The following is a 12,542-nucleotide window of genomic DNA, read 5'->3' as shown; positions in this document are numbered from 1 at the left end:
CTTTACGGAGTGGGCCTCATGGACAGTCTGTTTTTTCAGATTAGCGCCGCTTACGACGTGAGATGGTCTTGTTTTGAGCCAATTTCTTCTCTGCGTACTTTGCGGTCTCTGCGGTTCATGCAGTTTTGGGTTAGCCCAGGGCGCGGGGCGAGCGAAGCGAGCCCAAGCCCTGGGAATGACGCGTAAAGATTCAATGAGCCCCGGAGGGGCGGCCGTGACGATCGCTGACAATTACGTCCGCCCCGCCGGGGCTCGATGCGAGCGAACCTGAACCTAGGGCTTGGCCCTGGGCTAAGAACGCTTTGCCCCTGCGGGGCAATGCAGCCCCGCTAGGCCGACGAATCGAGAGGTTACGGCCACTCATCACGTTCCCGATTCTGCAACGCGGAATAGCCGCCCATCTCCGGGGGCAAGATCGACCTTTATCTGACCGTTGGGGTCCAGGGCGGGGCCTGCAATCCAGCGGCCGCTCGTGCGGTCCAGTTCCTGCAGGGCCCGAACCGGGGGCCGCACTTTCAATGTAGCTTCGCCCGGCTGCTTGTAATTGCGGTTGACGATCATGAAGGCCGTCGTCTTGAGCGCCACGGGAGCCTTGGTTTCCGTTGCGGCCTTGGCCTTGCCGAAGAGGCCCAACACAAACTCCCCGCCGCCGGTGACCTGAACCGGCGCGTCGGCCGGGGCGGTCTGTGTGCCATAGGGCACAGGAGCGGTGTGGTAGACGGCCGTCGACTCCAGTTCCATCAACGCCGGTCCCAGACGGTTGATCTCGGCGTTGATGGCGGCCACTTCCTTTACCATCGGCGAAGCCTTTCCGTCACGGTAGAGCCCGCCGTACGACTCCGGTCCCCAGTAGGTGAAGTAGCTGATGCCCCGCCCGCCGTAGGCCATCGTCGTGAACACCAGGAATCGCGTCTCGGCGGCGTTGGGCAGCCGCCAGGACTTCTCGATGGTGTCGGCCTGGATGATGTTGAGGAACGGTTTGCCGGCCGCGAGGGAAGCCTCTCGGATCAGGGCCAGGTTCAGAAAATACTGCTTTCCGTCGGAGCCGTCTTTCATGAAGTGGTAGTGGTCGTAGCTGATGAGGTCCGGCTTCACCGTCGCGATGAACTGGCGCAGGTGCTCGCGGTAGCGCAGCACGGTCTTGTCGCTGGTGCCGACGCCGGCGAAGTTCTGCGGGATGCCGACCTTCGCCCGCTCAGCCGCGTCCGCCGAGACTCCCAGTTGCTGCTCGTTGGCGTACGTGGGAAAAAGATTGATGTAGGCCAGGTGCGCCGGATCGCGCTGCCGCAGATACGCCACGAGCTTGCCCAGGCCCGGGAAGGCGCCGGCCCCCGGCTCGTCGGTGATGAAATACGCCTCCATCGCTGGGTGGTTCTTGACCTTGCCGATCAGGGCGTCCAGCGCGGCCCGGCGGGCGGGGTCGTCGAGACTGGTCGCGTTGAGCAGGTCGCTGGTCAGCATGGCCCGCAGCTTGTGCCGCGCCGCCACGTCCAGTCCTTCTACCGGAACCCACGTGAGGTTGTATCCTTCTGCCGCCACGCGCGCCAGCGCCTCGTCGCTCGCCGGCGGCGGGCACCAGAAGGTGACCATGAACTGCTTCTGCCGCCAAGTCGTGCGATCAGGCTGAGAACTCGCGTGGCCGCCCGATTGGCCCGAGGCGCGGGTGATCGAAAGGCACACCAACATCCAAGCCCCGACGACGGCCGCTATAGTCCATTGAATGCTCATGGAATCTCCTTTCGCCGCGATCAACAATATCCTTGGGGGATCTTCAATGGAACTCCTAACCCGAGAACTGCATGAACCGCAGAGAACGCAGAGAACGCAGAGAAGCAAGTGGCTCAAAACAAGACTAGCAAACATCGCCGTGCCTTTTCCAAAACATCTCTGCGGTCTTTGCGATCTCCGCGGAGAAATATCAGGGCTAACCCCTCGAAACGTCCCGGCGGCGCAGTATGGAGTGCGGCAGCCATAGCTGCCGCTTTCACAGTTTTTCGGAACCAGCCGCGTCAACTCCGGCAGGGGCCTGCAATCGCCCGCCGGGCTCCAAAGCAGACTTTGCTGTCGGCATCAAACCCCTTTCCGTTATCCAAGGATTCCTGCGCAGGCTGCCGAGTATCTTCCGAAACCCGCCCGACCGGCCAGCGTCGCCTATGGCACTACAACTCGTTGAGCCGTACAGCCGGCACAATCACTCCACCAACAGTAACCTGATGTTTCTATGATCAATAACCCTGTGACGCACTGCCAGACCGTTTGGCCATTTGATGACCATGGTACTGACCTTGCTGTGCTGCTTTCCTCTGTCAGCACCGAGGCGGTTTCCTGAACTGTCGAAAAACTCAATCCGATAGAGCTCGTGGCCGGAGGCAATCCTTTGAAACTCGGCCGCCTCCTGTTGTGGCGTCTGAACTGCCGTCAACCGGGCGTGGGCATCCAAGGATGGGCTGCAGCCTGACGCACACCACAAGACTGAGTACATGAGGCCGCCCGCCCACTCTATCCGGGGAAACCAGAGGGATCTTTGCGTCCTCATCTCGCCTTCTTGGCCTTTCGCGACTGCCGCCGAGATCGGGGCAAGGGCTGGCCCAGGGCGGCCTCGAGCTTTTTGACGAACCCCACCGGCCCCAGCGGTCTGCCGGTATTCTCGCTCCGATGCAGCGCCCGGGCAAGGGGCTGCTCGTGCCGATCTCCCGCACGGTCTCGTTGCCCGGCTTTGGCCAACTCAAGCGACGTACTGATGGTGACCTAGTCAGGGCATCTTGTCTTGTTAGACGTACGAGCGGCCGATTTCTTTTGGAAAAATGAAAAATATGTGGTTCTCGCGGGAATACCGGGAAGCGATGTCTTGCGTCCCGGAAGGGACGCATGGACTCTAGCCGGGGGCAAGTCCGTAGCGAGCGCCTTGCCTGCCGGCAGGCAGGAGCGAGTCGAAGGACGCCGCCCCCGGTTCGCTCCGCCCGACACAGCCGCCCCGACGGGGCGGCCGGGTCTTGTCTGACGCTACAGCCCACCCGCCGCTTTGCGGCGGGACCGCAAAACAAATCCGCTCCGGGGGCTGCGCCCCCGGCTAGACCCCAAGCGTCCCCTTGGGACGCATCCCTGATCGAGCGCTCATGCGCCTTCCGCCGCCGAATCGTCCGCGATCCTTTTGAAACTGCAGCGCTAACAGTCGGACACGATCGCGGCTGCGGAAGTTGCGCCAGAGGCCACCGGGGCGGTGATTGTAAAGCGGCTGCCTTGGCCGGGGGCGCTGACTATGTCCATTCGGGCGCCCAGCAGTTGGAGCCGTTCAGCGACATTGAAGAGACCAAAACCGCCAGCAGACTTATTGGCGCGAGGAGCCTTGGGATCAAATCCCGATCCCTTGTCCGCGATGCTGATCTGAATCGAGCCATCGGACTGGGCCACCTGCACATCGGCCACCTTGACGCCGGCGTGCTTGACCACGTTGAACAGCAACTCGCGAACGCATTGAAAGAGCAAAATTGAGAGGTTTTCGCCTATTGGGCTTGTCGCGATCTTGATGTCCAGGTTCACTGTGAGGTCGTGCGTTTCGTGCATCCAGCCGGCCAGCCACTGCATCGCTGCAGTCAGGCCTTGATTGAGCAATATCGGGGGGCTTAATTCAGTCGTCAGCGAACGGGACGTCTTGATGGACTCGTCAAGCAGCCCCCGGATCTCTAATCCGGCTTTGTATATAGCAGGATCACTGGAGCGCTCTATAGCCGGCAGACGCAGTTTGGCCGCAACCAGCAATTGCTGGAGGCCGTCGTGGAGGACTTTTGCCATACGGGCCCGTTCCCGATGTTCGGCCAAGGTCAACTCCAATGCCAATGATTTGAGTCGAGTCCGGTATCGCTTGCGATCGGTGATATCCAGGAAGGCGGCGATGGAGCCACGCACCTTACCGGCGGCATCCAACAGAGGGGCAGCCTTGCCCAGCAACGATATGGTTCTGCCGCTGGGCAACAGCACATCCGTCTCTGCACCTGGGACTTCCACCCCGCTGGCCGCGGCCACCTGCATGGGAAGTTCTTGGGCCCGCAGTTCCCGTCCGTTCTGGAAGAATCGCCTGGGGCGGGTCTGAGAGTCGTTACTCGCCCCTGCGGAAACATTCTCATCTTCATCAGCCTCAAACAGGTGGTTTGCTGCGTGGTTGCCGGTGATGACTTGGCATTGCGGGTCGTGAGCGACCAATATCCCGACGGGAACTACGTCCATCAGCTTGCCCAATACCTCGGTTTTCGTACGGGCAGTCTCTTCGCTTCGACAAGATGCCTCTTCGGCCCGCTTGCGATCAGTGACGTCCAGCACAATGCCCTGGATGTGGGTGATGGCCCCCGCTGCATCACGGACCACCCGGTTGCGATCTTCCATCCAGCGAATCTCCCCGGATTTGTTCATCAGCCGATAGCTTTGGCAAAACTCGTCCCTGCCGGCCTGCAGGTGCTCCGCCACCTCGCGCTCAAGTCTTGGGATATCGTCAGAGCAGGTAATCTGGCCCCACGACACGCGCCCGCTGAAGAAGTCGTCTACCGAATACCCAAGCTGCTGCACATTCTTTGTGACGTACTCCACCGGCCAGCCGTCAGCAACTCGCCAGAGAAAGACCATGGCCGGACTTCTGTCGATGATGGCCTCCAGTTCCACCAGTCTGTCCAGAGCGGCTTGTCGCGCCGCCTCGGCCTCTTTGCGATCAGTAATATCCCTCAGGATTCCGTCGATGCCGACAATGTCCCCATGGGCGTTGCGGCGAAGCTTGCCGAGGTCCTCCAGCCACACGTCACGTCCCCGCCTTCCTGCCAGTCTGAACTGGGTAAGATACTCCTCTCCGGTTGACATCGTTCTGGCGAAATCTGCTGCCACCCGCTCTTGATCTCGGGGATCCACGAACTCCAGAAGGGACCTGCCTATGCTCTGCTCAGGTGTAATCCCGTACCGCGCCACCTGGGGGCTGACATACATCAAGCGTCCTTTGCAGTCTGCTGAGTAGACAAGGTCATTGATTTTCTCAGCCAGCGCATCGAACAGGGCCTTTGGGATCGGACCGCGCTTCAAATTCGCCATTGCGTCGCTCCTGCACAGTCAGTGCCTGGCTGAAGAACTGATTTCCGCTACTTTCTGCCGCACATGAAAACTGCCACCAAACGTACAAGTGGAATATTACTTGACACCTTAAGTTAAGATCGGCGAAACGTCAAGAGCCAGAAAGATATATTCTGTCCACCGGTGCCCCTGGGACGCTGCTGCCCTATCGCACGACCATAAGGCAATAGTAATTGCTTACCTTCCCCGCAAACCGCTGTGAAAAGTACAACAAAGTGCAAGGAAGTGGAATTGCGGTATAGGCTGCACCGCTTTTGCCGTGGAGGTCGCAGGGCACAGGTCATAGGTCGTAAGGCTGGGTGCTTCCCGCGAAGTGCTGTGAAAAGTACAACAAAGTGCAAGGAAGTGGAAGCGCCGGCTGTCTCATCCGTTGCCCATGGCGACCTGCCTGCGGGCAGGCCCCGCTGCGCGTGTCGCCATGAACGCGCGGGGCAAGCCCCGCCGCTAACTGATAGAAAATCCCCACAAGAACCGGACTGTATGGTAAAACAGAAGGCGAGATGAAATCCTCTGATACCACTGTTGACATCATCGCCAAACCGGATGCACTGCGAGAGGTCTGCGACGCGCTGGCGGCCGCGGGGACCTTTGGCTTCGACACCGAGTTCATCCGCGAGCGCAGCTATCTGCCGCAGCTTTGCCTGGTGCAGGTCGCGACGGACCGGGCGGTCTGGCTGATCGACCCGCTCAAGACCGACACGGCGCCGCTGTGGGAGCTGGTGGCCGACCCGGCGATCCGCAAGATCGCCCACGCCCCCGAGCAGGACCTGGAACTGTGCTACCTGCAGTCGCAGCGGACGCCGGCCAATATCTTCGACGTGCAGGTGGCCGCCGGGCTGGTCGGCCTGCACTACCCCATCTCCTACGGGCGGCTGGTGCAGGCGGTGACGGGCAAGGCGATCATGCAGGACCAGACCGTCAGCGACTGGTCGCGCCGCCCGCTGACGCCCCAGCAGCTCGACTACGCCCGCGACGACGTGCGGTACCTGGTGTCCATCGCCGGCGAACTGCAGCGGCGGCTGGAAAAGTACGGGCGGTGCGCCTGGATGGAGCGGGAGATGGCCGAGCTGGAACACCCCGCCCAGTACGTCCGCGACAGCAAGCTGCTCTACCGCAAGGTACACGGCTGGAAGCAACTGCATCGCAAAGAACTGGCCGTTTTGCAGGAGCTGGCGTTGTGGCGCGAAGGCGCCGCGGCCGAAGAAGACCTGCCCCCTCGCACGTTCCTTCGCGACCCGGTGCTGCTGGCGCTGGCGCGCAGCCGCCCGCTGACGGCTGCGGGCGTGCGGAATGTCCGGGGTCTGCCGCGCCCGGTGGCCGAGCGGCACGGCGAGCGGATCATGGCGGCCATCGAGCGCGGCGGAGCGGCGCAGAAGAGCGACAGCCCGCCGCCGGACCGCACACACGTCAGCGAGGACAGCGTCGACCAGATGCTCATCGACCTGGCGTCGGCGTTGGGGCAGTCGCTGTGCCTGAGCGGCAACATGGCCCCGTCGCTGCTGGCAACGCGCAAGGACTACGCCGACCTGGTGCGCTGCGTGCTGCAGGAACAGCCCGCCGCGCCGGACATGGCCTTGTCGTCGGGTTGGCGAGAGGAGTTCGCCGGGCGATGCATTCGCGAGTTCCTCTGCGGCCAGGGCGTGCTGCGAGTCAACTGCCGCGGCGGCAAGACACGGTTGACGCTGGAATAGGGGGAGAAACAGATCCTAGATCCTAGATCCTAGATCCTCGGGGAAAACAATACCGCGCCGGCGCCATGTATGCTTTCCAGGATCGAGGACCTGGGACCGAGGATCTGTTTTTTCACGAGTTGACTTGCGTGGAAGCCGACTATATACCAGACTACCAGATAACCCCCGGAAAGGGCAACGAGCATGGGCATCCAGAACTGGTCAGACGAGATCACTGTTGTCGAGCTGAACGACGATCCGCAGTTTTCGGAGGATCTCTCTGCGCTGATGGACGGTCTGGAAGGCACGCCCAATGACGTGGTGCTCAACTTCACTGCCGTGGGGTTCATCAACAGTTCCAACGTCGCCAAGCTGCTGCGCCTTCGCAAGATGATGATGAGCTCGCAGCGGCGGCTGATCCTGTGCGGGATCAACACGCACGTCTGGGGCGTGTTCCTGGTGACGGGGCTGGACAAGATCTACGAAGTGGCCAACGACATTTCCACGGCATTGGCGATCATCCAACTGGGCAACGTGGGAACGGACCAGTAGCCGCCAGCCTGGGTGCCACGCATAGCTCCGTTGTGCGTGTCCCTTAAGTATCGCAACCGACAGCCGGAAACGGCTCGCCTTTCAAACCGAACCGGTGCCGTGGCGGGAGGGCGAAGACCGACAGCCATGATCCCAAACGCCACACTTCGGTTAGCCCAGATATTTCACCGCGGAGACCGCAGAGGCCGCAGAGGTGTTTTGAACGAAAAGATTTACAGAAGACTACGGAAGCGGGCCACATGGACAGTCTGTTTTTTCAAATTAACGCCGACAGCGACTTAGATGGTCTTGTTTTAAGTCATTTGCTTCTCCGCGTGCTCTGCGATCTCTGCGGTTCATGCAGTTTTCGGATTAGCCACTACCCTGACAGATCTGACCTTACTGCGCAGTTCGAGGATCGTGGCTCTCCGGGCCTTCGGCCCTGCACGCCACGGCACCCAGTTCCCCCCGCCGGCTACCGGCTACGGGCTACCGATTACTGCTTCTGTCAGCGACTGTCAAGGGGGATGCGGGTCTTCTGGGGCGGAGCGATGGCCGGTTGGCCGATCAGGCGCTGCGGGCAGGTGGCTTCGTCGCTCCTGACGGGGGGCAGTCCGCCCGGGATGGTGGGCAGGGCCAGCTTCACGCCATTGAACTCCAGGACGGTACCGGTCTGCTGGGCCAGTTGGATCAGGGCGGTGTTGTAGTTGACTTGCGCCTCGATGACCAGCAGTTCGGCCCGGGCGACATCGGCCTGGGCGTTGAGCTTGACGTTGAGGTACTCGGGGGTCAGGCGGCCTTTGATCTCGCTGTCTTCCAGCGCCTGCAGCAGGGTGCGGGCGTACTGGAGGGCCTGCTCCTGGACCTTCACCTGCTCGTAGGAGTTGTTGATCTGTCGGATGCGTTCGCCGACGTTGACGGCGATGGTGTCGGCGTTGGCCTGGATCGTCGCGATGGACTTCAACCGCTCCAGGCGGCGGCGGCGCAGGTCCGCCTCGCGGGCGCGGTTGCCGATGGGATACTCAAACTCCAGACCGATGTTGTAGCCGATCATGTCCGAGCTCCACAGGTCGCTCCAGCCCGAACCGAAGCTGCCGCCCTGGCCCTGGATGAACGTGCCTGCCGTGAAGTTCAGCAGCGGCAGGGCCTGGTTCTTGGCGATGTCGACATTGATGTCGGCCACCGCCAGCGACAGGCGGGCCTGTTCCAGTTGCGGATTGTGGCGCAAGGCGGTCAGGAGTTGATCGGTGGTGTTGATCTCGACCTTGGCGGTAACGGGCAACGTGGCGGGAACGATGTTGTAGTTCAGGACGTTGACCTGACGATGCCCGACCAGTCTGGCCAGGGCTTGCTGCGCATCGGCGAAATTCTTGCGCCCCTGGATCAGCAGCGAGCGGCGGCTCTCCAGCGCCGACTGGATCTGCGAGAGCTGGATGATCGTGGCATCGACGGCCATCCGGGCTTTGACTTTCTCCAGCGTCGCCTCGGTCATCCGCAGCAGGCTTTCCTGGATGACGACGTTGCGCTGGGCCTGGTAGAGCTGCCAGTAGGCCGCCACCGCGTCGGTGACCGACTGCTCGACGGTCTGGCGGAACTGCTCGATGGTGAAACGCTCATTGACGCGGGCGATGCGGAGCTGGGCGAGGTTGAACGTAGGCCAGCCGTTTCGCAGCAGCGGCTGGGTGACGGTCAGGTTCAGCGACGGCTGCCAGCTCTCGTGGAAACCGGGGGCGAAGGAATCGTTGTAGGTGCGCGGGGCGTCGAAGGTGGCGGACCACTCGGCGCCGGTGACGGTTTTCTGTCTAACGCCCACGCTGACGTCGTCGTACTTCGAAGGGCGCGGGATGGCCGCGCTGCTGCGTCCGGCCGCCGAGAACTGGTCGGTGTAAACGTGGCTGGCATTGGCAAACAGCACGTAGTCGAACTCCGCCGCGGCGGCGACCATCTGCTCGTAGGAGATCGCCGGGTCGAAGCTGACGACGGCGATGTCGGGATTGTTGGCCAGGGCCCACTTGATCACGTGATCGAGCGTGACGGCGACGGCGGCGTTTCCGGCGGCGTCTTTGACGACGGGGGCGGCCGGTCCGGTGTTCCCTGCCGGTTGGAGCGACTTGACGCCCTGGTCGGCCTCGCGTGCCAGGGGCGCCCGGGCGAGCATGGCCTGCTGATAGCGGGTGATGACGTCCTGGTCGACTTCACCGGGAGAGACGCAACCGACCTGCACCGCCGCCAGCATCGCCGCCAGCGAGATCATCCCTAATCTTAAGCGATTCATCATAACCTCTTCCTTATCGGCAAAAGCCCGCACCGTCCATGGGGTAATTGTATTACTGTGCGTGCGGCCTCCCACTGGTTACATATAATAGATAAGTATTTGATTTTTCAGCGTCAAACATAATAATCCACGTGATTTCGTCTGGGGCATTGGAAAGGACGGTCCCGATGGCCGCTGAGATTCTGGACAAGGTGTTCAAGGCATACGATGTTCGCGGGATTTACGGCAAGGAGGTCACCGAAGACCTGGCCTGGCGGATCGGTCACGCCACCGCCCAGTACATGCGCAGCAAGCTCTCGGGGTACGACCGCGGCATGAGCAGTTCCAACCGCCTGATCGTCGGCTACGACATGCGCCCCAGCAGCGAGTCGCTGATGACGGCCCTGATCAACGGCGTGACCGCCAGCGGGATCGACTGCATCGACATCGGCATGTGCGACACGCCGATGGTGTACTTCGCGATCAACCACCTCGGCGCCTGCGGCGGGGTGATGATCACGGCCTCGCACAACCCGCCCGAGTACAACGGGTTCAAAATTTCGGCCGCCAAGGCCAAGCCCGTGGGCAAGGAATCGGGGCTCGACGAGATCAAGCACATGGTCTCGATGCTGACGCGCATGCCCGGCGGGGCGTCGGTGGCCAGTTCCGCCCAGTGCGTGGACCTGTGGGGCGACTACCGCAAGCACGTGCTGCGGTTCCTGCGCACGCCGCGGCGGCTGAAGGTCGTCGTCGACGCCTCCAACTCGATGGGCGGCAAGTGCATCCCGCGAATCTTCTCCGACAGCGACATCGAGCTGGTGCCGCTGAACTGGACGATCGGCAAGGGCTTCGCGCACGAACCCAACCCGCTCATCGAGAGCAACCTCGCCCAGGTCAAGAAGGCGGTCCTGGCCAACAAGGCCGACCTGGGCATCTGCATGGACGGCGACGCCGACCGATGCATGTTCATCGACGAAAAGGGCCAGACCGTCCGCAGCGACCTGGTGACCGCCCTGGTCGGCCGCCACTTCCTGCGCGACCACGCCGGCTCGACCGTCGTGTTCGACCTGCGCTCCAGCCGCGCCGTCGCCGAAGAAATCCGCACCGCCGGCGGCGTGCCCCGCCGCGAACGCGTCGGCCACGCCTTCATGAAGAAAGCCCTGGCCGACACGCACGCGGTCTTCGGCGGAGAACTCAGCGGGCACTACTACTTCCGCGACAACTGGAACTGCGACAGCGGCGTGATCGCCTTCGCCACCGTCGTGAGCATGCTGGCCGCTCAGAACAAGCCCTTCAGCCAGGTCGTAGCCCCCGTCCAGCGCTACAGCCACAGCGGCGAGATCAACTTCCGCGTCGAAGACAAAGCGGGCAAGATGGAAGAAGTCACCGCCCGCTACAAAGACGCCGAGATCGACGCCCTCGACGGCGTGACCATCCAGTACGACGACTGGTGGTGCAACGTGCGGCCGTCAAACACCGAGCCCCTGCTGCGCCTGAACCTCGAGGCCAAGACGCCCGAGCTGATGAAGCAGAAGCTCGCCGAAGTCGAGAGCATGCTCGGCAAGCCCATCAAGGAATAGGCCGCCGCGCGGACGCCGCGGAAGGAGACAGCGACTGTGACAGACCAGGTTCCCAGCCTGCCTCCGCCGATCTACCAGCAATACCCCGCGCCGTTGCCGGAAGGCAGAGCGGTGTGGCCGACGGTGGTCGGCATTATTTCGACGATCCTGGCGTCGCTGGGCGTGCTGGGCGGGATCGGCGGATCGTTGGCAGAACGCTTCACGGCGGGGCTTGACCGGGGTCCGAGCATTTATGACTATGCCGCGGACTGGTACGGGGCTTTCCTGACGATAATCGCCGTGGCGAGCCTGGTCCTGGCCGTAGGGCTGCTGATCGGCGGGATCAGCCTGCTCAAGCGGCGGCCTGTGGCTCGAGTGCTCCACCTGGCGTACGCGATTCTGGAGATTGCGATTACCGCCGTCAGCGCGGCCGGCCAGATCGCTGCCCTGGACTTCGCGGCGATGCCCGCGCCGCTGCGCATCGGAACAATCATCGGCTTTGCATCCATGCCGCTGGGCATCGCCTATCCGGTCTTCCTGATCATCTGGTTCAACCGCCGCAAGATCAAAGAAGACGTGGAAGCCATGACATGAGCAGACAGCCCCAGAGCTCTCCTCCGCAACTGGAATGTCCCTCTCCCCCGCCGCGCCCGACGTGGCCGGCTGTCGTCGGCGTTCTCTCAATCATCTGGGCGATGCTGGGTCTGACTCTCCTGCTCAGCGCCGCTACCGGTAAACCCTTCTTTCCCCTCCAGTACATGACAAGAGTTAACCCGGATTGGCAGATCACCGCCGGGGCGATTCGGCTCTTTCTGCATCTGATGCTCCTGATAGGCGCCATCTGCCTGCTCAAGCGCCTTGCGATTGCTGGCCCGATGCACTTGGTCGTCGCAGCGGTATATCTGGCCGTTGGCGGCATTGACATTGCCGCCGACTCGCCCTTCTTCCTTTGCCTGGGCCCGTCGAGCCCTGCAGACTTGCGATTTGTGGCGGCAGTGGCGATCGGCAATCTTGCCGGAGCAATAGCCTATCCCATCTTCCTGCTGATCTGGTTCAACCGCCGCAAGATCAAGGAGGATCTCCGGGCCATGCGGCGGTGAGCGTCAAAATCGGGAACTGAGTGAGCCTCGAAGAGGCTCCAGGATTTAGCCGGAGGCGTAAGCCTCCGGAGAACGTCTTTTTTTATCTTCCCGCCTCGCAGAGGCGGAAGGTTTTTGGGCGCTGCGGGCGGCGAAACCTGCCGCCCCTTCGGGGCTGGATATCGGGGGGAGGGCTGTTCCGGGGGCTTACGCCCTCACCTTTACCCACATCTCAACACTTTGCATAGCCTATGCCGATGATATTCATAGCGCGGCATCATAGCCACGACAGACAAGGAGGTCTGCAATGGTTCCTTGCGACGCGCACACGTGGGCGATG

At 62.2% G+C, this 12,542-nt stretch carries 8 protein-coding genes; 5 read left to right on the top strand and 3 right to left on the bottom strand.

What is annotated here, in order from left to right:
- Positions 1-363 precede the first annotated feature (363 nt).
- Together ABFD92_19445 and ABFD92_19440 are read right to left on the bottom strand one after the other, a co-directional pair.
- A complete protein-coding gene (locus ABFD92_19445; GenBank protein MEN6506715.1) occupies positions 364-1,728 on the bottom strand; it encodes a hypothetical protein in 1,365 nt (454 codons plus the stop codon).
- Between the two features lie 1,437 nt (positions 1,729-3,165).
- On the bottom strand, positions 3,166-5,070 hold the full coding sequence (locus ABFD92_19440) for a PAS domain S-box protein (GenBank protein ID MEN6506714.1): 1,905 nt from the start codon (positions 5,068-5,070) through the stop codon (positions 3,166-3,168).
- Positions 5,071-5,609: 539 nt separating this feature from the next.
- Between ABFD92_19440 and ABFD92_19435 the strand changes: the two genes are divergently transcribed.
- Both ABFD92_19435 and ABFD92_19430 read left to right on the top strand, forming a co-directional pair.
- The gene (locus tag ABFD92_19435; protein ID MEN6506713.1) at positions 5,610-6,800 is read left to right on the top strand and encodes a ribonuclease D; all 1,191 of its coding nucleotides are present in this window, start codon (positions 5,610-5,612) and stop codon (positions 6,798-6,800) included.
- A 183-nt stretch (positions 6,801-6,983) separates the two neighbouring features.
- Positions 6,984-7,331, top strand: coding sequence for an STAS domain-containing protein (locus ABFD92_19430; GenBank protein ID MEN6506712.1), 348 nt, complete (start codon positions 6,984-6,986; stop codon positions 7,329-7,331).
- 487 nt (positions 7,332-7,818) lie between these two features.
- Here ABFD92_19430 and ABFD92_19425 read toward each other — a convergent pair whose 3' ends face one another.
- On the bottom strand, positions 7,819-9,588 hold the full coding sequence (locus ABFD92_19425; GenBank protein MEN6506711.1) for a TolC family protein: 1,770 nt from the start codon (positions 9,586-9,588) through the stop codon (positions 7,819-7,821).
- A 164-nt stretch (positions 9,589-9,752) separates the two neighbouring features.
- Between ABFD92_19425 and ABFD92_19420 the strand changes: the two genes are divergently transcribed.
- Genes ABFD92_19420 through ABFD92_19410 form a run of 3 tightly spaced genes read left to right on the top strand, consistent with a single transcriptional unit; the run spans position 9,753 to position 12,223 of the window.
- Positions 9,753-11,144 (top strand): phosphomannomutase/phosphoglucomutase, encoded by a 1,392-nt coding sequence (locus ABFD92_19420; GenBank protein MEN6506710.1) that lies wholly within the window; start codon positions 9,753-9,755, stop codon positions 11,142-11,144.
- A gap of 36 nt (positions 11,145-11,180) precedes the next feature.
- On the top strand, positions 11,181-11,717 hold the full coding sequence (locus tag ABFD92_19415) for a hypothetical protein (GenBank protein MEN6506709.1): 537 nt from the start codon (positions 11,181-11,183) through the stop codon (positions 11,715-11,717).
- Positions 11,714-12,223, top strand: a complete 510-nt coding sequence (locus ABFD92_19410) for a hypothetical protein (GenBank protein MEN6506708.1) — start codon at positions 11,714-11,716, stop codon at positions 12,221-12,223. Before ABFD92_19415 ends, ABFD92_19410 begins: the two co-directional genes overlap by 4 nt.
- Positions 12,224-12,542: the final 319 nt, after the last annotated feature.

This window comes from Planctomycetaceae bacterium, assembly GCA_039680605.1.
GTDB lineage: Bacteria > Planctomycetota > Phycisphaerae > SM23-33 > SM23-33 > JAJFUU01.
Note: the sequence above shows the minus strand (reverse complement) of the source record. Positions and strands in the feature narration are given on the sequence as shown.

Bases quoted from the DNA above. Each gene is read 5' to 3' on its own strand.
- ABFD92_19435 (MEN6506713.1), top strand. From the start codon at position 5,610: ATGAAATCCTCTGATACCACTGTTGACATCATCGCCAAACCGGATGCA.
- ABFD92_19430 (MEN6506712.1), top strand. From the start codon at position 6,984: ATGGGCATCCAGAACTGGTCAGACGAGATCACTGTTGTCGAGCTGAAC.
- ABFD92_19420 (MEN6506710.1), top strand. From the start codon at position 9,753: ATGGCCGCTGAGATTCTGGACAAGGTGTTCAAGGCATACGATGTTCGC.
- ABFD92_19425 (MEN6506711.1), bottom strand. From the start codon at position 9,588: ATGATGAATCGCTTAAGATTAGGGATGATCTCGCTGGCGGCGATGCTG.
- ABFD92_19440 (MEN6506714.1), bottom strand. From the start codon at position 5,070: ATGGCGAATTTGAAGCGCGGTCCGATCCCAAAGGCCCTGTTCGATGCG.
- ABFD92_19445 (MEN6506715.1), bottom strand. From the start codon at position 1,728: ATGAGCATTCAATGGACTATAGCGGCCGTCGTCGGGGCTTGGATGTTG.
- ABFD92_19410 (MEN6506708.1), top strand. From the start codon at position 11,714: ATGAGCAGACAGCCCCAGAGCTCTCCTCCGCAACTGGAATGTCCCTCT.